A 23,087-nucleotide genomic window follows, 5' to 3' on the forward strand; every position below is an offset into this window, starting at 1 on the left:
GGAAGCATTATGAGCTCTATAAGCTTGATCCAGCCCGATCGCGAACTCTTTTCGTGGCCACAATACTGGGCAGCCTGTTTTGGCCCGGCACCATTTTTACCCATGTCACGTAAGGAAATGGACGATTTAGGCTGGGACAGCTGTGACATCATTCTGGTTACCGGAGATGCCTACGTCGACCATCCGAGTTTTGGTATGGCGATCTGTGGCCGTATGCTGGAAGCCCAGGGCTTCCGCGTGGGTATCATTGCCCAACCAGACTGGAATACTAAAGAAGACTTCATGCGTCTTGGCAAACCGAATCTGTTCTTCGGTGTGACCGCAGGCAACATGGACTCGATGATCAACCGCTATACCGCGGATCGTAAATTGCGTCACGACGATGCGTATACGCCGGATAATGTGGCGGGTAAACGCCCGGATCGCGCATCCCTGGCCTACACCCAGCGCTGTAAAGAAGCCTGGCGCGATGTGCCTGTCATTCTCGGCGGCATTGAAGCGAGCCTGCGCCGTACCGCACACTATGATTACTGGTCTGATACCGTTCGTCGTTCGATTCTGGTGGATGCTAAAGCCGACATGCTGATTTTCGGCAACGGTGAGCGCCCGCTGGTGGAAGTCGCTCATCGCCTGGCGATGGGTGAGAAAATCGATCAAATCTGCGATGTGCGTAACACTGCAATGATGCGTAAAGAAGCGATGCCAGGCTGGTCTGGTGTGGACTCTACGCGTCTGGATATGCCTGGTCGTATCGACCCGATTCCACATCCGTACGGTGAAGATTTACCGTGTGCAGAAACCGGTAAACCGGAAAAGCCCATCAACGAAGCGAAAGCTATCGTGGTGAAACCTGCACCGATGAAACCGTGGGAAAAAACCTACGTATTGCTGCCGTCGTTCGAAAAAGTCAAAAACGACAAAGTGCTTTACGCGCATGCTTCCCGTATTTTGCACCACGAAACCAACCCAGGTTGTGCGCGTGCGTTGATGCAAAAACACGGCGATCGTTACATCTGGATCAACCCGCCAGCGATCCCGCTTTCTACCGAAGAAATGGATAGCGTTTTTGCGCTGCCGTACAAACGTGTTCCGCATCCTGCCTATGGCAAGGCGCGAATTCCGGCGTATGAGATGATCCGTTTCTCGGTAAATATCATGCGTGGCTGCTTCGGTGGCTGCTCGTTCTGTTCTATTACCGAGCACGAAGGCCGCATTATTCAGAGCCGTTCTGAAGATTCGATCATCAGCGAAATTGAAGCGATGCGCGATACCGTTCCAGGCTTTACCGGCGTGGTTTCCGACCTTGGTGGCCCAACAGCTAACATGTATATGCTGCGCTGTAAGTCACCACGTGCAGAACAAACCTGCCGCCGTCTGTCCTGTGTCTACCCGGATATTTGCCCGCACATGGACACCAACCATGAGCCGACGATCAACTTGTATCGCCGCGCCCGTGAGATTAAAGGCGTTAAGAAGATCCTGATCGCCTCCGGTGTTCGTTACGATATCGCTGTGGAAGATCCACGTTATATCAAAGAGCTGGCGACCCACCACGTCGGTGGATATCTGAAGATTGCCCCGGAACATACCGAAGAAGGGCCGCTGTCGAAGATGATGAAGCCGGGGATGGGCAGCTATCAGCGCTTTAAAGAGCTGTTTGATACCTACTCCAAACAGGCTGGCAAAGAACAGTATTTGATTCCTTACTTTATCTCCGCGCACCCTGGTACGCGTGATGAAGACATGGTGAATCTGGCGCTGTGGCTGAAGAAAAACCGCTTCCGTTTGGATCAGGTGCAGAACTTCTATCCGTCGCCGCTGGCGAACTCAACGACCATGTATTACACCGGCAAGAACCCGTTGGGTAAGATTGGCTACAAGAGTGAAGATGTGGTGGTGCCGAAAGGCGATCGCCAGCGTCGCTTGCATAAAGCGTTGCTGCGTTATCATGATCCAGCCAACTGGCCGTTGATTCGTGAAGCGCTTGAAGCGATGGGCAAAAAGCACCTGATTGGTGGCCGTCGTGAGTGCCTGGTGCCTTCACCAACGCTTGAAGAGATGCGTGAAGCGCGTCGCTACAACCGTGGCGCTCGCCCGGCATTGACGAAACACACGCCAATGACGCATCAGCGTAAAGCGGCACCTGCGGCAGGGGTAAAGCCTGCGCCAAAAGGTGCGGTGAAGCCAGCAGTGAAATCACGAGCGCAAAAAGCCGCTAAGGCATAAAGGCGTAAAAAAGGCGGATGTCGCAAACGACATCCGCCCTGAAACATCTTTCGTAGGTCGGAAAAGCGCAAGCGCCATCCGACACTATGAAACAGTTTTACGAGCCAAACACATCCGGGTCTGGCCCCAGACGCTTACCTTTATCCAACTTCGCAATCTCGCTCAGTTCGTCTTTATCGAGACGGAAATCAAACACATCAAAGTTCTCAGCGATTCGTGCTGGCGTAACAGACTTCGGAATCACCACCAGGCCGCTATCCAGATGCCAGCGAATGACAATCTGCGCGGGAGTTTTGCCATATTTATCCGCAAGATCCCGGATGATTTTCTGGTCAAACACACCTTCGCCGCCCTGAGCCAGTGGACTCCAGGATTCAGTCTGAATTTTGTGTGTCGCATTCCAGGAATGAAGCTGACGTTGTTGCAATAGCGGATGCAGCTCAATCTGGTTGATCACGGGTGAAACGCCCGTTTCATCAATCAGACGCTGGAGATGGTTAAGCTGGAAATTACACACGCCAATACTTTTCACCAGTCCCTGCTTTTGCAGTTCAATCATGCCTTTCCAGGCTTCGACATAATGATCTTTGCTGGGAACCGGCCAGTGCATCAGATACAGATCAACGTAATCTAACTGGAGTTTATCGAGGCTATCTTCCAACGCCTGGCGGGGACGTTGTTGATCGTCATTCCAGAGCTTGGTGGTGATGAACAGTTCTTCTCGCGGGACACCGGCGTGTTTTAGCGCATTACCCACACCGTCTTCGTTCTTGTACGCCGCCGCGGTATCAATGGAGCGATAGCCGACTTCCAGCGCTTTTTCGATTGCTATCAGAACCTGATCGTTGCTGGCTTGCCAGACACCGAGGCCCAGTTGCGGCATTACGTTCCCGTCCTGGAGCTTGATTATGGTTGGATTTCCCATGCATTCCTCCTTAATGAATGATTCACTGGGAGAGGGCTCCCAGTGTAACAATTGCGTTTAAGTCTGGACCAAATCCTCAAAAACGAGAACCAAATGGCTAAATTACTTAGCGGGCAGCTTCGTAAATGCGACGGCTGACATCCAGAGTAATGTCCTGACGTTCGCCCAATTTGGTCATGCCTTTTTCTTCCAGTTTCACCAGCAATGCCGGGATGGTGCTGCCGTCCAGACCGTATGCAGACAGGCGGGTTGGAGCGCCCATTTGCTCGAAGAAATTGCGTGTTGCGGCAATTGCAGCATCAATGCGTTCTTCTTCAGAACCTTCAGTGATATTCCACACGCGTTCAGCGTATTGCAGCAGTTTGCCGCGTTTTTCATTACGCTTTTCATTCAACAGAGAAGGCAGAACCACCGCCAGAGTCTGCGCATGATCCAGACCGTGCATCGCGGTCAGTTCGTGGCCCAGCATGTGCGTCGCCCAGTCCTGCGGCACACCAGCACCAATCAAGCCGTTCAGCGCCATGGTCGCCGCCCACATGACGTTGGCACGAACGTCATAGTTCTCTGGCTCTTTGAGTGCAATTGGGCCGTCTTCAACCAGCGTGAGCAGAATACCTTCGGCAAAACGGTCTTGTACTTTGGCATTCACCGGGTAAGTGATGTATTGCTCAACAGTGTGAACAAACGCATCAACTACACCATTCGCAACCTGACGCGGTGGCAGGGTGTAGGTGTAAACCGGGTCAAGTACCGCAAACACAGGCTGTACGTGTTCAGACATAAACGCCTGTTTGTCACCGGTTGCGCGGCGGGAAACTACCGCACCTTTGTTTGATTCAGAACCGGTAGCAGGCAGCGTCAGTACAGAACCCATTGGAATGGCGCTCTTCACGTCATTACCGTGCGTCAGCAAAATATTCCACGGGTCGATATCAGCCGGATAGTTAGCCGCAGCAGCAATGAATTTTGTACCGTCCAGCACAGAACCGCCGCCGACGGCTAACAGGAAAGTGACTTTTTGCTGGCGAACAACCTCGACGGCTTTCATCAGCGTTTCATAAGTTGGGTTGGGCTCAATGCCGCTGAACTCCAGCACATCAAGGCCTTCAAGTGCGGCGTAAACCTGGTCCAGCACGCCGTTTTTCTTCACGCTGCCGCCGCCGTAAGTAATCAGTACGCGAGCATCAGTTGGAATTTGTGCGCGCAGTTCGGAGATAGCGCCTTTACCAAACAGGATGCGGGTTGGAGTATGTAGGTTGAAATTGTTCATTATGGGTTCCTGTGGTGTGGATAACGAGGGACATTGCTTAACTCATTTGATGGTAGCCATTGTCGGCTTCGAGGGGTTATCTCTCAATGCTTATTCCTGCCTTTGTCTTGCCTATTTCTACTGCTAGCTGGAGAAATAGAAAATTTAGTAGCACACTGAAAAGGTCACAAAAGCTCTGTTGAGATGAAAAAGATGAAGCGGAAAGCGATTTGTCAGCAATTAACGAATAAGATTAATTATTTGATTGAAAAAGAAAATAGTGGCTTGTGCTCAGTGCCAAATGTCACGTTGCTCTATGGCACTAAGCCTTATGCCCGCACGCCGGTAATGTATGAGCCGGGGATCATTATTCTCTTTTCAGGCCAAAAAACGGGTTATTTGAACGATCGCGTTTTCCGCTACGACGCCAACGAATATCTGCTGCTGACGGTGCCATTGCCTTTTGAATGTGAAACCTTTGCCACGCCTGAAACACCCCTGGCTGGGGTGCGCATTAACATTGATATTTTGCAGCTTCAGGATTTACTGATGGACATAGGCGAAGATGATTTATCGCATCCGCAAACCAGTTCAACTGGGATCAACTCCGCGGAGCTTTCAGAAGAAATACTTTGTGCCGCCGAACGTTTACTGGACGTGCTAGAACACCCGCTTGATGCGCGTATTTTGGGTATACAGATAATCCGCGAAATCCTCTACCACATTTTGATTGGGCCGTGCGGTGGAGCGCTGCTGGCGCTGGTCAGTCGCCAAACGCATTTCAGCCTGATTAGCCGCGTGCTAAGACGCATCGAAACGCAATACACTGAAAACCTTTCTGTGGACCAACTGGCCGCCGAAGCGAACATGAGTGTGTCAGCGTTCCACCATAACTTTAAGTCGGTCACCAGCACTTCACCGCTGCAATATCTTAAGAGTTATCGACTGCACAAAGCGCGGATGCTGATTTTGCACGACGGCATGAAAGCCAGCACTGCGGCGATTCGAGTTGGCTATGAAAGTGCTTCGCAGTTTAGCCGCGAGTTTAAACGCTATTTTGGCGTGACACCGGGGGAAGATGCGGCGCGTATGCGAGTGATCTAAAAAAATGCCCCTGAATCAGGGGCACCGAGCGAACGTGTTAGCTTTTAAATTTAATCGGATTGTCTCGATACGCTTTGAGTTTTGCACGCATCCATTTACTGCTATCCATATTTACCGCGCTGACCGCGCCTGTTGTCGCACCGCCGCCTACCTGCACATGGAAAATGCCGCGCGAAGGGAAGTCCAGATACTTCGGCGTCGTCACATCCCACGCGTGGCGGTTGAACAACTCCCTCGGGTTACGACCCATCATTCCGGCATGAACGCTGGGAAACTCAATATTCAGCAGCGTTTCATTTATTGCATCCACCGAGTTGCCGATTTCTGCATGGCCCATCAGATAGCTGCCGCCGGTGCCCCAAAATTCAGTGGTGACATTGTTAACCTGTTCGGATTTTGTCGCCAGGCGGCTGGCCGGGATCTGCCATGGCAGCACCGGCTGGCGCAAATGACGGCTTAACGATGCGCAGTAATCAAAGGTGCGATCCCATTCGTACGGCGAGTAACAGTAGCCGTTCATATAGGCGCGAAGCGTAAAGTCGTCGGCTTCATAGCGGTCGACCGCCATAAAATCGGCACCTTTAGCCACGATGTTTTTGCCTTTCGCATCGGTATAGGCGGTTTCTTCAAACACGCCAACCAGCAGCGCATATTCCGCCGTTAATTTCCCCGCAAGCTCCGGACTGATGATCATTTTCTTTTTCTGACCGTCGACAGGGTCGAACACATCGTCATAGCTGAAATCGTTATAAACCCATTGCGAACCGCCGATGCTCCACAGATTAACCTGCCAGCCGAGCACGACATCCGGGGCGACAACGCGCACCAGCCAGTTCACCCCTTTGATATACCCTTTGAGCGTGTCGGTGATCCCTGCGGGGATCGCCACATTCACACCGTGATGAGCGAGCGCTTCACCCAGTGGTTTGCGTACCGGAATGGCGTAGTCCGGCGTAAAACCATATTTCTGACATTCACCGAGATAATCCGGGTTAACGATAAAACCGGCAGGCACCGGATGGCTGGCGTCTTTGGCTTCCTGCGCCATTTTCAGAGCCTGGATAAAGTTAGCGAAGCTAAATTTATGGCGCACCGGATCGCCGATGATATTCGGCACATCGCCTAACGACAGGTTACTGGTGTAAGAAACCATCACCGGTAATACCGAATCGTTAAGTTTTGTGGAAACGTCGCGGGCCATTTCAATGATTTTGGCCGTCGGTTCTTTGGCCGGATCGAGGAAACCGCCTGCGTCACCCATGCCGTCATCGCCGGAATATTTGAACAGCGACGCCACGCGCGCCTCGGCGAAATCGTTAACGTTGGTCGGCGACATGTCTGCACATGCCCCGAAACTGAGGAATTCCGGGAAACCTTTAACGTGCAAGTTTGCCCCTTCGGTGATTGCCACGGACAGTTGCGCTGGCGTGTTGCTTTTTACCGTGAAGGGATTAGGGCTTACGTCGACATAATGCAGCACACCATCATCAATAAAGGTGCTGGATTCAACGGTATAGGTGCCGGGAGCAACCTTAATCGCTTGTTCTAAATTTCCTTGCTGAGCTGGCAGGTTCTCAAAACGATATTCGCGCGGCGGCGTCGCGCCGTCTTTCAAATGCAGGCTGAACGTGGTGCCAGCGGCTTTTGCAGCCGTGATTTTTACCGTCACTTTCGCGGCGTTGGCTGGCGTATCGGCGTTTTGATGAACCTGCCCCTGCCTGAATACCAGGTCGTGATACTGGCCGTTGAGATCGCCTGTGAAGCTGTCGAAGGTGTAATGAATATTGTTCAGTCGGCGTTCGGCAATACTCAGAATGAATTTGCCGCTGGCGGGCAGCTGATCCAGGCGCTGCTGTTCGCCGGAGCGTAATTCGCAGCTTCCTTCTTCAACGCCATTTTCCTGATAAACAAGGTGGAAACTTTCGTTGTGCAGGGCGGGAATGCTATCCACATCGAGAGCAATATCGATGGTGGTGCTGCGTTCTGCCTTGCCGAAAGTGATGTTGAGCGTGGTCGTCTTACCCTGGGCGATCGCCAACTCGGAAGCGCTTAACTGCGCCGGTGCGCGAAGGGTGTCGTCGGCTTTTTTCAGGTCGGCGACTGAAGCCTGATAGTTACCGGCTGCGATATTGTAGGTGGCCGTGCCAAATTTCAGCGTTATGTGTTCGGTTTTTTCACCGCGAACCAGGTTTAATTCTACCGTTTCATTTTCAAGCCCGGCGGGAGGTGTGGCGCATTTGACCGTCAACTGCCCGCTCACGTTCGGATCTTCATCCGCTGCGATAGTAAAAGTATCGCTTAACGTCGACCAGGCGGGGGTGGAATCAGAGGAAGCATTAATGCCCAAATGAATATTATTAATGATATTGCCGATATGGCTTCCATCGGAAGAAGTTATTGTTAGCTTAATATCAAATAATCCACCGCCAATTTCGCTTGCTTCAATTTTGGTATTGAAAGCAAGCCACGGGTCGGAAGAAATATTAATGTCGCCTTCGGTTATTTTGCCTGGGGCGGTAAATGTCACCACAAGTTTTTCTTTAATATCAATACTGTTGCCGGGTTTGGCTTTGAAGCCAGTGATGTCAGCGGTCGGATACCATGTGTCGTCGCTAATATTAAGTGTGAAATCTAATTGCATTATATTTCTCCATTAAGACGAATAGCTAAATAATCAGGTTGGGGTGCCTTTTTATTTATAAGTCATCAGGAAGATCAGTTCTTTCGTCTGAATGGGGAAAAGAGGATTTGTGATTGATTATGAGATTTAACTATATCCATCACATGGATAATTTATGGTGAGGGATAAAGATGAGAGGGTATTCATGAATGGCGTTGGCCGGGAAAACGTCATGTTATCCCGACCGACTCAAAAGTTAAGCAGGATTAAATTTTTTCCTGATAACCACAAACACCGTCCCCACCAGGCCTGCAACCAGCAGCACCATCGGGAGAATCATCAGGCAAGTCATCACCTGATCTTCATGGCGTTTAACGAAGGGAATCATGCTTAGGGCGTAACCGAGGCTGGTCACGCTGCCGACCCATAATAAGCCGCTCAACCAGTTAAACACCTGGAAACGACGATTGCTGAGGCCGGAAATCCCCGCCATGGTGGGTAAAAGCGTGCGTACAAACGCCAAAAAACGCCCGGCTAACAGAGCGAATAAACCGTGTCGGTCAAACATCACCGTTGCCCGCTGGTGATACTGCGGCGGGAGTTGCTTGAGCCAGCTTTTCACGATTTTGGTATTACCGAGCCAGCGACCTTGCGCGTAGCTCAACCAGCAACCGAGGCTTGCTGCCGCGGTCAAAATAATGATTGTCGGGATAAACCCCATCACGCCTTTCGCGACCAGCGCTCCCGCGAGCAATAGCAGACTGTCGCCTGGCAAAAACGAGGCGGGCAGTAATCCATTTTCGAGAAATAGCGTCGCAAACATGACGCAATAAACCACTCCAACAACATGAGGGTCCGCGAGTGCAGCAAAGTCATGTTGCCAAAGCGCCTGAACGATATTGTGTATAACAGCCATGGCAAATCCTGTGGAACTGCTTTAATGAGCACGCGTGAATCTACAGTATGAAGATTAGGCGCACCTTAGTATTTGAGGCCCCGGTTAAAGGGGCCTTAATCTTGTGGTCATAGTGTAACGCTAAAACCCCTTCGACTTCATGATCGCAGACTCAACAAATCATTTCAAAACGGCAAAAACTGTCTTTTATGGCATCCACTTCTGGCAATTTTAGGCAATACGCTGGAAACCTGCGTCGAGATCGGCAATCAGATCGTCAACATTCTCAAGTCCGATATGCACGCGAACTAAGGTTCCGGTGAAGTCAACTCCGCCTGCCGGGCGGATTTCCGCCAGTTCTTCCGGTTGGTTGGCGAGAATAAGCGATTCATAGCCACCCCAGGAATAAGCCATACTAAAATAGTGGAAATTGTCCAGGTAGTGTTGATACTGGTCATTACTCAAGCGCTTTTTAAGCACAAATGAGAATAAACCACTGCTGCCTGTAAAGTCTCGTTTCCAGAACTCATGCCCTTTGCTGCCGGGCAGTGCAGGGTGATTGACGCGTTCAACCTGCGGATGTTGCGCCAGCCATTCGGCAACTTTTAAACTGCTTTCATGATGTTGGCGCAGGCGCACCGCCAGGGTACGCAGACCACGACTGGTCATATACGCCGTGTCGGCATCCAGCATCTGCCCCATCAAATATGAATTCTCGCGCAACTGGTCCCAGCAACGTGCGTTCGACACTGCCGTACCCACCATCGCATCGGAATGGCCAATCAGATACTTGGTGCCCGCCTGAATCGAAATATCGATGCCGAAATCCAGTGCCTTAAACAGAATGCCCGCAGCCCAGGTGTTATCAATCATGATAATGGCGTCAGGGGCAACGCGACGAATCGCCTTAACAATCGCTGGAACGTCATGTACTTCCATTGTGATAGAGCCTGGCGATTCCAGAAATACGACTTTAGTATTGGGCTTCACCAGCTCTGCAATGCCTTCGCCAATCATCGGGTCGAACCAGGTGGTCGTCACGCCGAGTTTAGCGAGAATTTTGGTGCAAAAATCCTGGCTAGGTTCGTAAGCGCTACCGGTCATCAGCACATTATCGCCATGCTCGACGAATGCCAGAATCGCATTGGCAACGGCTGCCGCGCCACAAGGGTAAAGCGCACAACCCGCACCGCCTTCCAGTTCGCACATCGCTTCTTGTAAAGAGAAATGGGTGAGGGTGCCGCGGCGGCCATAAAAAAGCTCGCCTTTTGCGCGGTTAGCCGTCGCCTGTTTTTTCGCTTCTACAGTTTCAAAAACCAACGAGGAAGCGCGTTGAATGACGCTGTTAACCGAACCCTGGGTGAATTTTTTATCGCGCCCGGCATTAACCAGCGCCGTTTCGATGTGCTTCTTCGCAGTCATGTTCACTTTACCCTGTTTAACCATCTGGATGTCTAAACTTAACTTATCATCTTTTTGCTGCGTAAGCGCAAGGAATGCATAGACAATTTCAGGCACTCTTTAAATACTAATGAGAACTACTATCAATTCGATGCCGTTTTGATATTATTACGACCAGTTTTTGTATTATTTCGTGGTGGAGAGTAAGAGTGACGAATAATTTGATGCAGACAGACCTCTCTGTCTGGGGCATGTATCAGCATGCCGACATCGTGGTAAAAATTGTGATGATCGGCCTGATTCTGGCTTCTGTCGTCACCTGGGCAATCTTCTTTAGCAAAAGTGTTGAGCTGTCTTCGCAGAAGCGCCGTCTTAAGCGCGAGCAGCAGCAACTGGCTAATGCCCGCTCTCTGGATGAAGCCAGTGAAATGGCTGAAGCGTTTGATGCGAGAAGCCTCAGCACCATGCTTATCAATGAAGCGCAAAACGAGCTTGAGCTTTCCGCCGGCAGTGAAGATAACGAAGGCATTAAAGAGCGTACCGGTTTCCGTCTTGAGCGCCGTGTTGCGGCGGCAGGGCGTCACATGGGACGCGGTAACGGCTTCCTTGCGACCATCGGTGCGATCTCCCCGTTCGTCGGTCTGTTTGGTACCGTCTGGGGCATCATGAACAGCTTCATTGGTATTGCTCAGTCGCAAACCACCAACCTGGCGGTCGTCGCGCCGGGTATCGCAGAAGCATTGCTGGCAACGGCTATCGGCTTGGTTGCAGCAATCCCAGCGGTTGTTATCTATAACGTGTTTGCCCGTGTGATTGGCGGCTATAAAGCCTCGTTGGGTGATGTCGCCGCTCAGGTTCTGCTGTTGCAAAGTCGTGACCTGGATTTGGCTGTAAGCTCTCAGTCTCGCCCGGTACGTACAGCTCAGAAACTGCGTGTAGGTTGATCCCATGGCAATGAGTTTTAACGAAAACCACGACGATAACGGCGAAATGCATGATATCAACGTGACGCCGTTTATCGATGTCATGTTAGTGTTGCTGATTATCTTCATGGTGGCAGCGCCGCTTGCGACGGTCGATGTGAAGGTTAACCTTCCCGCGTCTTCAAGCCAGCCGCAGCCGCGCCCTGAAAAACCGATCTATCTCTCCGTCAAAGCGGACAAAACTATGTTTATTGGGAACGATGAAGTCACTCAGGAGAACATGGTTAACACGCTAATGGCGGCGACGGAAGGCAAGAAAGACACCACAATCTTCTTCCGCGCAGACAAATCGGTTGATTACGAAACTATGATGAATGTGATGGATACGCTGCATCAGGCAGGGTATTTGAAGATTGGCTTAGTGGGGCAGGAAGTCACTGCTGCCAAAGCTGGTTAAATAGGTTTTGTCGGATGACGCTATCGCTTATCTGACCTACGAAGAACTTTCTAGCATCATCCACCTTTAGCATAATTTCCAGCGCCGGTTTTTAGGGCGCTGGAAATTATAGTTATTCTTCAATCCGCAGCCCGTAGCTTTTGAACTTCTCAAGAATAATGGCAATTTCTTCATCGGGCAGTACCGGCACCGGGTCGACGATGGCCAGAGTAGTGAGATACAACCGCGCTATGACTTCCACTTCGCACGCCAGCTACAATGTTCGCGAATCGTTTTTAAGGCATCCGGGACTCCTACGCACTCGATAAGGTCTTTCATCTTATGAACGCGCCAACACGCCTTTGCGATCGTCATCACAGGCGAGCGGGCGAAGTACGGCAACATCTTGTTAAAGAAGGGCGTCACCCCCTAATATCCGGGCATTGCCGGGAGACGCCACCATGAAAACCGAACGCCATCAGGAACTGGTTCAGCTTGTCGAACACTATGACAATCTCACCACGCAACAACTGGCCCACTTGTTAGAGGTGAGCCAGGAAACCGTGCGGCGCGATCTGCGTTTACTGCAAAAGCAGGGGAAAATTGTTCGTCAGCATGGGCGGGCGAAACGTATTAATCGTGGAGCCGATGATGGTGGCGATCCTTTTGCCGCGCGTCTGAAAAGCCATCTCAATAGCAAAGCCGATATTGCTCATCGTGCGCTGGCCTGGATTGCCCCCGAAATGGTGATTGCACTGGATGCCAGTTCCACTTGTTGGTATCTGGCTCGTTTGCTGCCTGATATTCCACTGACTGTTTTTACCAACAGCGAGCGGATTTGCCAGGCGCTGGCTAAGCGTGAGCACATTCAACTGATAAGCACCGGTGGATTGCTCCAGCGTAAATATGCTTGCTATATCAATGCACCACTCGCGGCGCAGCTCAAATCACTGGATATTGATCTGTTCCTTTTTTCCTGCGAAGGCGTGGATAGCAATGGAACGTTATGGGATACGCGGAGCTGGAATGCGGATTACAAAACCGCGCTGCTCAAGCGTTCGGCCCAGTCACTGTTGTTGATCGATAAGAGCAAATTTGATCGTGTCAGTGAGGTGCGGATCGGCGAGCGGGCGGATGTGACTGAAATTATTACCGAAGGCGAGCCGTGTTCGGACGCTTTGCGCAAAGTTGAGCATGCGCCTTAATTTCACAAGTGCGGTGTTTTGTAGCTGTTTTCCAGCAGCGCACGCGTGCGCGAAAGTGTTTGTGCTTCTTCATTTCTCAACTGTTGATAAACCGCTTCCAGACGCCCAAGAATCTGGTTTTTTAACCCTGGGTGGTTCGCGATAATTTCACTGAGTACGGCGCCGTAAATCTCTTCTTTCACACGAAAAGGATAAATTTGATGGCGGTTATGCCATTTTTGCTCAACCAATGCGGAGGTGATATTAATTTTCCCCTGCGCAAGACGAGCGATATTGTCATTTTTAATCTGCACCAGCGCGGTAATATTTTCACTTAAGGTAAATTTCTTCGCTTCACTTTCATCGGGTAATGTTGGCTGGGGGATAATTGGGTCTGGCGTCTGTGACATTTATTTTAATTTTCCAGTGAATAAAACAGCGGCCAGGTTTTTTCCTGGGTTAACTGATTGATCCAGATCTGCTGCGAATGCTGACTTATCTGCAATTCTTTATCTTCTATCAGCATCTGGAGATCGGCCGGACACACTTTTTCCTGTTCAATTAATTCATTGAGCACGGTTGTGATTGCTTCAATCTTTACTGCACAAAATAATTGGTCTTTTAAATGGCGATTGTTTTCTTCAAGCAATGAGTTCGTCGCCTGTCCCGCATAATCATTTGCATTGAGAATTGTCTTCTCAAGAAGAGAAAAATCATCATTAATATCAGTGGATAAAGTGAGTTCTCCTTCCGTGAGTGCATCCTCCTCCCTGGGCGGTATCGGAAGTATCGCGGGCACCAGGTTGTTGGGCAGCATGACATTTTCCTTTTATATCAACGGAGTGTTTATCACAATAACAGAGCGTTACGTTGACAATATTTTGCCTCAAAATTACTATAAAAAAAACAGGAGCGTCGAATGTTGAGCGTCATTTTCACTATTATTTTATTCTTACTCCCACTGTGTGCGGTATTGGTTCTGATGCGTTCGGCAATACAGCCAAAAGTAAAAACTGTCACACCCTCTTCCCCTAAATTAAATTTATCTGGAACTGACGAGCGCGAAGATTACTTTGCAAAGTTAATGTTGAAAATTACACCGGAATATTATTGGCGGGTGAGTCACGAATATGTTGATTTTGCCCATGCCACGATAAAACGCATGAGTGTTGATGAACTGAGCGCGAACCCTGTGCTTTTCAGTGCGCAAAGGCGTTGTAGTGATCTGAACTCGGCCATCTATCGCTATTACGACAACCTTCGTAAGCGCTGTGCGGAGGGCGAAAAAGTTCCTTTTGCGGATATCGAAGTGCTGAATTTGCGCCAGTGTTTCGATGAGTTCAGCCATGACGCTTATCCCACGCTGGTGGCGTTAGTGTGGCCGCATTATCAGCGCCCGGAGGTCTGTCTCACGAACGTATGAGTGCCATTTTCAGTTAAGCGAAGCGGGATATCAGACTGTTTTTTAAATCAAAAAATACAAGTCTAGAATTGGACAAATTTTGCGCTGTTTAAATTCTGTTCATCGGCTATTATTTGCTCACCCAAAAGGAGTTGCTTATCCCATTACTGAATACATCGGTAATGGCCTGTTCGCCTGTGTTTGTAGATGAAAGATATTTCCTATGCCTCATTTTAAAAAATTTATTACTCTGTCCTTATTTATTGCTCCTTTAATTTTTAGTGCTAATTCCTTTGCTTTTAATATGCCAAAGGAATTTGCATCATTAGGAACAAGGGTGATTGCAACAAAACACCACACACCTAAAAAAGAAGTGTTCTTTGAAAAAACAGATTATGCCACCTCTGCATCCTCTAATAGTTCCACGGAAGTAAAAGCAGCCATATTAGAGCAATTTTCAAACTGGAAAGGAACGCGCTATCACCTGGGTGGAACGACGCATAAAGGCGTGGACTGCTCGGCATTGATGCAACATATTTTTAATGACTCTTTCCATAAATCATTACCCCGCACCACGACACAGCAAATTAAAAATGGTGAGAAAGTCAATAAAGAACAATTAAAACCGGGTGATTTAGTCTTTTTTAAAACTTCTCCAGGTATGCGTCACGTGGGCGTTTATGTGGGTGATAATAAATTCATTCACGCCTCAAGCAGCGAAGGCGTAACAATATCCTCCCTGGCGAACCGTTATTGGGTTACACATTATGAGACGGCTCGTCGATTAGAAGTTATGGGGTAAACATAATTAAGACTTTGTGTCTGTTCTTCGCTAACTATTTTTTATAGTATGTTTGTCAGCTTGCATGTGTGTATATTTTTTATGAATGCAATCAGAATATTATATCGCTCGTAATTATAGGTTAGCCCACTTTTATATTTCAGCAGGTTAAATATCAAATGAAACGAAATTTAATTCGCCATGTGGCAGGGACAGTCATGATCGCACTGGTTGCGGGCGCTTTGCTCGTGGGTTGCGATGCAAAACCAGCAGGAGATGCACAAATGAAGTTTATTAATGTGGAAAAAGTATTAGTTGAATCAGGCCTGGTACAACAGGAACAAGCGCATCTTAAAGCTGTTAATGAAAATCTTCATAAAGGCATGCAACTGGCAGAGAAGAGCTATGCCAATTTGCCTGCAGATAAAGTTGAAGTCGCTCGCCAGGCGGATAAGAACGTCATTGCGCAGCAGTGGAAAGCACAACAAAACGCTGCGCGTATTGTGGTGATGAAAGCGCTCAAAACGGCCAGTGATACCTATCGTAGTGAGAAGAAAATTGCTGTCATTATGCCGATGCAGGCTGCAGTTTCAGTCGCACCTGAGCTGGATGTGACTGCCGATCTGACTCAAAAGCTAAAAACTGCAAAAGTGGATTTTGGCAAAGTGCCGGAAATAACTCTTAAAACGGCGGAAAAACCTGCTGTAAAAACGGGTTCGAAGTAATCTTTAAAAAATAACAGGCTTTGCTGACACGTTCAGCAAAGCCTGTTTTTTTTATTGGAAATACGCCATAAGAAAACGCGATGATGGCGCGCCATTTTCCTGGTTAGAATCACAAAATTGCCCCGCGCAATGCCTGGATCAGCAGACAGGTCATAACTGAGCTGGCTTCCCTTTATCTTCATTTACAGGAGCCAGTGATGTCTGCACAACGTTTATGGATCAAAAATCCCCGCGCAGTTTTTACCGCAAATTCGCACGACGCCGCTGGCGGCGTGGTGGTTGAAGGGGCGGTCATTCGTGAATTAGTCCCCGCAGGATGCGAACCTACCCTTTCCTGTGATGCGGTGTTTGATGCCAGCGAACGAGTTCTTTTACCCGGCCTGATTAATACTCACCACCACTTCTACCAGACGCTCACCCGAGCCTGGGCTCCTGTCGTTAACGTGCCGTTGTTCCCGTGGCTAAAGCAGCTTTATCCTGTCTGGGCACGCCTTGATGCTGAAGCTCTGGCGCTTGCCAGCAAAGTCGCGATGGCGGAGTTACTGCTTTCTGGCTGCACGACCACCACTGACCATCACTATCTTTTCCCACAGGGTATGGAAGAGGCGATTGATGTGCAGGTAGATGTGGTGGGTGAACTGGGAATGCGTGCTGTGTTAACGCGGGGTTCAATGAGCCTGGGCGAGGATGACGGTGGGTTGCCGCCGCGCCATACCGTGCAGCAAGGCGAGACGATTTTACGCGACAGCGAGCGGCTGATTAAACGCTACCATCAGCGCGGAGAAGGGGCGTGGATGCAAATTGCACTTGCCCCTTGCTCACCGTTTTCGGTGACGAGCGAAATTATGCGTGACAGCGCGCAACTCGCGCAGCGTGAAGACGTGCGTTTGCATACCCATCTGGCTGAAACGCTTGATGAAGAAAATTTCTGCCTGCAACGCTTTGGCCTACGAACCGTAGATTATCTGGAAAGCGTCGGCTGGCTTAATGAGAGAACCTGGCTTGCGCACGGTATCCATTTTGATGAGAGTGAAATTCAGCGCCTGGGGCGTGCGGGAGTGGGCGTTTGCCATTGCCCGGTTTCTAATATGCGCCTCGCATCTGGGATGTGTCCGACGGTGGATTTGGAGAACGCGGGTGTAGCAATTGGTCTGGGGGTTGATGGCTCGGCGTCGAACGATGCGTCAAATATCATGTATGAAGCGCGGCAAGCCTTGTATCTGCAACGTTTGCGATACGGGGCGCAAGCCATAACACCTCAGCGTGTGCTCGGCTGGGCAACGCAAGGCTCGGCGAAATTGATTGGGCGCAGTGATATCTGTGAAATTGCCGTTGGTAAGCAAGCGGATTTGGCGCTGTTTGCGCAAGATGAACTGCGTTTTAGCGGCAGTCACGATCCCATTTCAGCGCTGTTGTTATGCGGTGCGGAAAGGGCGGAACATGTGATGATTGGCGGCAAATGGCGTGTCATCGATGGCAATATTGTTGGGCTGGATGTGCCTGAACTTATTTCTCGCCACCGCAAGGCTGCAAAAAAACTCGTCGCGGATATTTAAGTTAATCTTCAGCCGTTTCTTCTCCGCTTTTACCTTTTTCCCAGGCCACACGGCGCTGAAGCATTTTCTTCAGTGCCCGGCTGGTGGTATTAAACCAGCCGGTAGGGCGTGGGTCGGCCAGCATGCTGAGTGCGCGAGCGTAATCGAGAACTAAACCGGGCGTCCAGGCCATGGTTTGCGCGCGTTTGCGTATTTGCAGTGCCACCCAAAGCTCAGGCGTCGACATCAGTTTCCCCATTGCCATCCAGAACCCTCGTTTATGCCAAAGCCTGCCGACTGAGCCTTCAAGAGCGGCTTCCAGCGCCCGTGCTACGCTGCTTGAGCAATTCCGATAGGTCAGATTGTAGGACTCATTCTGGCGATAACTTTCCCAAAATGTTTTCAGGCGCTCTTCACTGTAATTGCGGATGCGCACTTTTCTGGTTGAAGGGCACCACTTTGCCGATTCGGTTGCATAATCAGGCTGGAATCGCCCCGGAACATTGTTTTCCGGTGTGGCACGCAACAGGCGGGCAAATTCGTCGGGTGACTGGTCAATCAATTCCGCAGGGTAGAGGCTGATGTAAATACCGCCGGGTGATTCTAAAGCGGCGTGCCCGGTGGAGATAACACCGTTGCGGTCGACGGCAGCGATATAGCGGCTAATCACCGGGCGGGGAATGGTTTCACTGGGGGCCGATCCTGCGGGCGTCCATACATGCACGGTCAGCGCTTTTTCGTCATCGGCTGGGGGGCCATCCCACTCCACGACTTCAGGAACATCCGCTTCTTCCATATAGACCGCGCCTTTGAGTCCTGGATTTGCTGCGGCGCGTTTAACGCGGTTGGCGAGAATAAACATATTCCAGCCGGCAAACGCCAGGCCGAGGCCGAGACAATAGGGAACCGTTCCTGAATAGTGCGAAGGCCAGGGCTGGAAGAAGAATATTGCCAGCGCAATTTCGATGATCCCACCCCATAACGCCGGGCGCCAACGCCGGTAACGCACCACGACGGCAGAAGCAATTTGTAGAGCGCCATCGAACAAAAACAGCATGCCGAAGATCATCGCCAGTACAAAATTGCCGTCATGCTGACCGGCCAGAATCAGTAGTGCCGCAGCGCTAAAGACGCTGCCTTTTACGTAGCGCAAAATTCGCTGCCCACCCATACCGCTATGAGCAACCATCAGCGTTGCACCGCCTTCGAACAGAAGCAGACAGGCGAAAGGTTCGATTGGGAAGAACAGTGAACCGTCCAACGCATCAATGAAAATAATTATGCCTGCAATCAGAGTAATCCAGCCGAAACGTCGCAATCCGCGCCAGTGAGAACGCAGAAAATCAACGCCAAGCAGAATCATGGTGAGTCGCATCATGGGGGTTTTTCCTGAAATCACACCTCCAAATATATAGCCCACAAGAGAGTAACGCGCGCTAATACCTAATGGCTGGTTGGAAGGTCAGGGAGTTGGGAAGGTGGTGAATAAGCGAAAGGAGGTATGGAGAATCCGTATCTCAGAAAGCAAAAAACCAGCCATTAGGCTGGTTTTTCTAAATAGTGGTGCCCGGACTCGGAATCGAACCAAGGACACGGGGATTTTCAATCCCCTGCTCTACCGACTGAGCTATCCGGGCAACGGGGCGCATTAAACCGTAAAGGCCGTTTGACGTCAACGCTTTTGTGTTAATAAGTCGTGCGTTTGCACGAATAATGTGCTCTGTGTGGCAGCATCGCCTTGAACCACGGGGAAGAAGGTGCCATGATTGCGCGAAATTTTACACATCTGCAACGGGGCGCTTATTGATGTTTAAAGTCAATGTTCACCGGCATCTCTCGATGGCGCTCGTTCACCTTTCTGTCGTATCCCGAAGACCCTCGCTCACCATGCGGTGAGGGCAACGCACGCTCACTGCAGGACAACAGTAAAATCAGGTGATACCTGGTTTTACTGATGTCTGGCGGTCGGAGTGGGTATCCTACTTCAGACCATCAAGACACATTCGCCGGGGAAAACTCCCTTTGCCGTGCCACATGGCACTCACTCATCCTTGAACTCTGGGATTTGTGCATATGAAATCTTTGAAAATTGCCGCCAGCCACGATGTGGTTGCTACTTTGTCTACACATCGCGAAATCGTCACGCTTGATAGCACTGATTTCACTGATATTGCCGCCGTCGTACTTTCTGCGGCGGATAGCCGCAGCGGTATTCTGGCGTTACTCAAACGCACGGGCTTTTCGATTCCTGTTTTTTTAGCGGCTGATAATCTCTCAGGCGAGCAAGAAGGCATTACCGGGCTGATAAAAGGTGATGCGCAGGATTATCTGGAGCTGGAAACTGCGGCCGTTGATTATGAAGAAAGTTTGCTGCCGCCTTTCTTCGATACGCTGACGAAATATGTCGCGATGGAAAACAGCACTTTTGCCTGTCCTGGCCATCAACACGGTGAGTTTTTCAAAAAACATCCGGCTGGCCGCCAGTTCTTTGAATTCTTCGGCGAGAATTTGTTCCGTGCCGATATGTGCAATGCGGACGTCAAACTCGGTGATTTGCTGATTCATGAAGGCTCGGCAAAGCATGCGCAGAAGTTCGCGGCCAAAGTGTTTAACGCGGATAAAACCTATTTCGTACTGAACGGCACGTCTGCGGCGAATAAAGTCGTCACCAATGCGCTATTAACGCGTGGCGATCTGGTGCTGTTTGACCGTAATAATCATAAATCAAACCACCATGGGGCGCTGATCCAGGCGGGGGCAACACCGGTTTATCTCGAGGCGGCTCGCAATCCGTTTGGTTTTATCGGTGGTATTGATGCGCATTGCTTCGATGAGAAATATTTGCGTGAGCTTATTGCGGAGGTGGCTCCAGAGCGTGCGCAGGAAAAACGTCCGTTCCGCCTGGCGGTAATCCAGCTCGGGACTTACGACGGCACGGTTTATAACGCGCGTCAGGTGGTGGATAACATCGGCCATCTTTGCGATTACATTCTGTTTGATTCCGCCTGGGTCGGTTACGAACAATTCATCCCGATGATGGCGGACTGTTCACCGCTTTTGCTGGATCTTAACGAGAACGATCCGGGGATCTTTGTTACTCAATCGGTGCATAAACAGCAAGCGGGCTTCTCGCAGACTTCGCAGATCCATAAGAAAGATAACCATCTGCGCGGCCAGGATCGTTTTTGCCCGCATAAACGGCTGAACAATGCCTTTATGTTGCATGCCTCAACCAGCCCGTTCTATCCGTTATTTGCTGCACTTGATGTGAATGCGAAGATCCATGAAGGGGAGAGTGGCCGCCGCCTGTGGGCGGAATGTGTGGTGCAGGGCATCGAAGCACGCAAAGCCATTATCGCCAGCTGCAAGATGATCAAACCTTTTATTCCACCCGTGGTGGCGGGCAAGCCGTGGCAGGATCATCCGACTGCAACCATCGCGCAGGAGCGTCGTTTCTTCAGCTTTGAACCGGGCGAAAAATGGCATGGCTTTGAAGGGTATGCGCAAGATGAGTATTTTGTCGATCCTTGCAAACTGCTGCTGACGACGCCGGGTATTGATCCGCAAACCGGTCATTACACTGAATTTGGCGTGCCTGCGGCGATCCTCGCAAATTATCTGCGTGAGAACGGAATTGTTCCTGAGAAATCGGATCTGAATTCGATTTTATTCTTACTGACGCCTGCCGAAAGCACTGAAAAGATGGCGCATCTGGTGGCGATGCTGGCGCAATTTGAACAGCATATTGAAGACGATACGCCGCTGGCGGATGTTCTGCCGACTATCTATCAGAAATATTCACAGCGCTATAAAGGCTACACGCTGCGCCAGCTTTGCCAGGAAATGCACGATCTTTATGTCAGCTTTGAAGTGAAGGATCTGCAAAAAGCGATGTTCCGCAAAGCCAGCCTGCCTGCAGTCGCGATGAATCCGCAGGATGCTAATAGCGAGTTTATTCGTGGCAATGTAGAGCTGGTGCGTCTGAGCCAGTCGGAAGGGCGTATCGCGGCTGAGGGCGCGTTGCCGTATCCACCGGGCGTGTTGTGCGTAGTCCCTGGCGAAGTGTGGGGCAGTGCCGCGCTGCGTTACTTCCTGGCTCTTGAAGAGGGTGTGAATATGCTGCCAGGCTTCTCACCGGAATTGCAGGGCGTGTATAGCGAAACAGATGCTGACGGAATTAAGCGCTTGTACGGATATGTAATTAAGGCGTAATAACAATGTCTCCCGCTTCTGAATGAAACGGGAGACATTATCAATCAGATTGCTGGCTGGATGGCCGCTGGCGTTCTGACATGTTTATATTTGAACAGTGCGACGAAGGCGAAGGCCAGCACCAGCGAGTAACCGGCGAAAATCAGCCATACGGTTTGCCAGTCGGTGATACCTTGCAGTGTGTAATGCTCAACCACTTTACCGCTGACAATCCCGCCCAGAATGCAACCAAAGCCGTTTGTCATCATCAGGAACATGCCCTGTGCGCTGGCACGGATTTCTGGTCTGACTTCTTTTTCAACAAACACGGAACCGGAAATGTTGAAGAAGTCGAAGGCGCAACCGTAGACGATCATCGACAGCACCAGCAGCATGGTGCCCATCGGCGTTGGGTCGCCAAAAGCAAACAGGCCGAAGCGCAACATCCACGCGACGATACTGATAAGCATCACATTCTTGATACCGTATCGAATCAGGAAGAATGGAATCGTCAGAATAAATACGGTTTCAGAAATCTGCGAAATAGACATCAGCACCGACGCGTGTTCGACAATAAAGCTACTGGCAAACAGCGGGTTCTGGTCAAAGCTGTGCAGGAAGGTATTACCGAACATATTGGTAATTTGCAGTTCGGCACCCAACAGCATTGAGAAGATGAAGAAGATAGCCATGCGTTTGTTTTTGAACAACGCGAAGGCATCCAGCCCTAACATTGAGCTCCAGCTTTGGTTTTTCTGTGCATTAGCAACCGGAATATGCGGCAGAGTTAGAGTGAACAGGGCGAGGACAACTGACAATATTGCGCCGATATAAAGCTGCATGTGGCTGAGTTCAAAGCCTGAGAAGCTCACGCCCCACATCGCGAAGATAAAGCCAATAGTTCCCCAGATACGAATAGGTGGGAAGTCACTGACGATATCCATTCCCGCCGATTGCAGGCGATAGTAAGAAATCGTGTTCACCAGCCCTAACGTTGGCATGTAAGCCAGTGAGTTGAGCAGAATCACGATAAACATCGCACTCGGTGAAGTCACCTGGGCTGCAAAATACAATGTAATGGCACCTACCACATGACAACCCGCATAGAGCCAGCGCGCACTAATCCATTTGTCCGCAATAATACCGAGTAGCGTCGGCATAAATACCGCAGCAATACCCAATGAACTGTATACAGCGCCGATGGCTGCACCATCAAACTTGAGGGTGACAAACATGTATGAGCCGAGCGTCGTCAGCCAACTTCCCCACAAGCAGAACTGCAGAAACGAAAGTACTTTAAGCTGCAGCTTAAGGTTCATGTAAATATCCTCACAGAGGTTAATAGCAGATGTTAGTTTTTTAACATATAAGGCAATATATGTTGTGATCGTAACATTAGCAGTGCTGTGGTGAAATTTTTGGTACATTCAGCAAATAAATGAAAACATCTTTTGGTTACATTCGAGAATAGTGACGCTGGTTACATTTTT

19 protein-coding genes, 1 tRNA gene and 2 pseudogenes are annotated in these 23,087 nt (G+C 50.1%); 11 read left to right on the plus strand and 11 right to left on the minus strand.

From position 1 onward, the window contains the following. The first annotated feature begins 9 nt into the window (after positions 1 to 9). Positions 10 to 2,226 (plus strand): YgiQ family radical SAM protein, encoded by a 2,217-nt coding sequence (locus M2371_RS19000; protein WP_259268459.1) that lies wholly within the window; start codon positions 10 to 12, stop codon positions 2,224 to 2,226. 97 nt (positions 2,227 to 2,323) lie between these two features. Here M2371_RS19000 and dkgA read toward each other — a convergent pair whose 3' ends face one another. Next, positions 2,324 to 3,151, minus strand: coding sequence for a 2,5-didehydrogluconate reductase DkgA (gene dkgA / locus M2371_RS19005; protein ID WP_034493288.1), 828 nt, complete (start codon positions 3,149 to 3,151; stop codon positions 2,324 to 2,326). Positions 3,152 to 3,257: 106 nt separating this feature from the next. Further along, positions 3,258 to 4,421, minus strand: a complete 1,164-nt coding sequence (yqhD, locus tag M2371_RS19010) for an alcohol dehydrogenase (RefSeq protein WP_259268460.1) — start codon at positions 4,419 to 4,421, stop codon at positions 3,258 to 3,260. Positions 4,422 to 4,613: 192 nt separating this feature from the next. Between yqhD and M2371_RS19015 the strand changes: the two genes are divergently transcribed. Continuing rightward, positions 4,614 to 5,504 (plus strand): AraC family transcriptional regulator, encoded by an 891-nt coding sequence (locus M2371_RS19015; RefSeq protein WP_259268461.1) that lies wholly within the window; start codon positions 4,614 to 4,616, stop codon positions 5,502 to 5,504. A gap of 37 nt (positions 5,505 to 5,541) precedes the next feature. On the opposite strand, the gene M2371_RS19020 is transcribed toward M2371_RS19015, so the two are convergent. From M2371_RS19020 to metC, 3 genes are all read right to left on the minus strand, one after another. Further along, a complete protein-coding gene (locus M2371_RS19020) occupies positions 5,542 to 8,145 on the minus strand; it encodes a hypothetical protein (protein WP_259268462.1) in 2,604 nt (867 codons plus the stop codon). A gap of 235 nt (positions 8,146 to 8,380) precedes the next feature. After that, positions 8,381 to 9,040, minus strand: coding sequence for a DedA family protein (locus tag M2371_RS19025; protein WP_259268463.1), 660 nt, complete (start codon positions 9,038 to 9,040; stop codon positions 8,381 to 8,383). A gap of 210 nt (positions 9,041 to 9,250) precedes the next feature. Next, entirely contained in the window at positions 9,251 to 10,465 is a 1,215-nt protein-coding gene (gene metC, locus M2371_RS19030) for a cystathionine beta-lyase (RefSeq protein WP_259268515.1), read from the minus strand. 164 nt (positions 10,466 to 10,629) lie between these two features. Here metC and exbB point away from each other — a divergent pair, with 164 nt between their 5' ends. After that, a complete protein-coding gene (gene exbB, locus M2371_RS19035; protein ID WP_259268464.1) occupies positions 10,630 to 11,364 on the plus strand; it encodes a tol-pal system-associated acyl-CoA thioesterase in 735 nt (244 codons plus the stop codon). Between the two features lie 4 nt (positions 11,365 to 11,368). Then, positions 11,369 to 11,800 (plus strand): TonB system transport protein ExbD, encoded by a 432-nt coding sequence (exbD, locus tag M2371_RS19040; RefSeq protein ID WP_034493298.1) that lies wholly within the window; start codon positions 11,369 to 11,371, stop codon positions 11,798 to 11,800. Positions 11,801 to 11,912: 112 nt separating this feature from the next. Here exbD and M2371_RS19045 read toward each other — a convergent pair. After that, positions 11,913 to 12,053 (minus strand): annotated as a pseudogene (locus M2371_RS19045) (L-fuculose phosphate aldolase); the annotation flags it as partial. Positions 12,054 to 12,131: 78 nt separating this feature from the next. On the opposite strand from M2371_RS19045, the pseudogene M2371_RS19050 reads away from it, so the two are divergent. Continuing rightward, a pseudogene (locus M2371_RS19050) lies at positions 12,132 to 12,212 on the plus strand (RbsD/FucU domain-containing protein); the annotation flags it as partial. 28 nt (positions 12,213 to 12,240) lie between these two features. Continuing rightward, entirely contained in the window at positions 12,241 to 12,984 is a 744-nt protein-coding gene (gene fucR / locus M2371_RS19055) for an L-fucose operon activator (protein ID WP_172895556.1), read from the plus strand. 2 nt (positions 12,985 to 12,986) lie between these two features. Here fucR and M2371_RS19060 read toward each other — a convergent pair whose 3' ends face one another. Next, on the minus strand, positions 12,987 to 13,373 hold the full coding sequence (locus tag M2371_RS19060) for a cytoplasmic protein (protein WP_259268465.1): 387 nt from the start codon (positions 13,371 to 13,373) through the stop codon (positions 12,987 to 12,989). Positions 13,374 to 13,378: 5 nt separating this feature from the next. Continuing rightward, positions 13,379 to 13,780 carry a hypothetical protein gene (locus M2371_RS19065; RefSeq protein ID WP_259268466.1) on the minus strand — a complete coding sequence of 134 codons (402 nt, stop codon included), beginning with the start codon at positions 13,778 to 13,780 and terminating at the stop codon, positions 13,379 to 13,381. Between the two features lie 102 nt (positions 13,781 to 13,882). Here M2371_RS19065 and M2371_RS19070 point away from each other — a divergent pair, with 102 nt between their 5' ends. The 4 genes from M2371_RS19070 (at position 13,883) to M2371_RS19085 (ending at position 17,427) form a co-directional block, all read left to right on the plus strand. Continuing rightward, a complete protein-coding gene (locus M2371_RS19070) occupies positions 13,883 to 14,386 on the plus strand; it encodes an ESA_00282 family adhesion-associated protein (RefSeq protein WP_259268467.1) in 504 nt (167 codons plus the stop codon). 202 nt (positions 14,387 to 14,588) lie between these two features. Beyond that, entirely contained in the window at positions 14,589 to 15,167 is a 579-nt protein-coding gene (locus tag M2371_RS19075) for an NlpC/P60 family protein (RefSeq protein WP_259268468.1), read from the plus strand. Positions 15,168 to 15,325: 158 nt separating this feature from the next. Continuing rightward, positions 15,326 to 15,871 (plus strand): hypothetical protein, encoded by a 546-nt coding sequence (locus M2371_RS19080; RefSeq protein ID WP_259268469.1) that lies wholly within the window; start codon positions 15,326 to 15,328, stop codon positions 15,869 to 15,871. Positions 15,872 to 16,068: 197 nt separating this feature from the next. After that, entirely contained in the window at positions 16,069 to 17,427 is a 1,359-nt protein-coding gene (locus M2371_RS19085; protein WP_259268470.1) for an 8-oxoguanine deaminase, read from the plus strand. Position 17,428: 1 nt separating this feature from the next. Here the strand turns inward: M2371_RS19085 and M2371_RS19090 are convergent, their stop codons facing one another. Both M2371_RS19090 and M2371_RS19095 read right to left on the minus strand, forming a co-directional pair. Beyond that, on the minus strand, positions 17,429 to 18,784 hold the full coding sequence (locus M2371_RS19090; protein ID WP_259268471.1) for an HdeD family acid-resistance protein: 1,356 nt from the start codon (positions 18,782 to 18,784) through the stop codon (positions 17,429 to 17,431). A gap of 183 nt (positions 18,785 to 18,967) precedes the next feature. After that, positions 18,968 to 19,043, minus strand: a tRNA-Phe gene (locus tag M2371_RS19095). A gap of 436 nt (positions 19,044 to 19,479) precedes the next feature. Here M2371_RS19095 and M2371_RS19100 point away from each other — a divergent pair. Continuing rightward, positions 19,480 to 21,618 carry an ornithine decarboxylase gene (locus M2371_RS19100; protein WP_259268472.1) on the plus strand — a complete coding sequence of 713 codons (2,139 nt, stop codon included), beginning with the start codon at positions 19,480 to 19,482 and terminating at the stop codon, positions 21,616 to 21,618. Positions 21,619 to 21,662: 44 nt separating this feature from the next. On the opposite strand, the gene M2371_RS19105 is transcribed toward M2371_RS19100, so the two are convergent. Next, complete coding sequence (locus M2371_RS19105) at positions 21,663 to 22,916, minus strand: nucleoside permease (protein ID WP_259268473.1); 1,254 nt, start codon at positions 22,914 to 22,916, stop codon at positions 21,663 to 21,665. Between the last annotated feature and the right edge of the window lie 171 nt (positions 22,917 to 23,087).

Source organism: Buttiauxella sp. BIGb0471 (assembly GCF_024807715.1).
GTDB classification, from domain to species: domain Bacteria; phylum Pseudomonadota; class Gammaproteobacteria; order Enterobacterales; family Enterobacteriaceae; genus Buttiauxella; species Buttiauxella agrestis.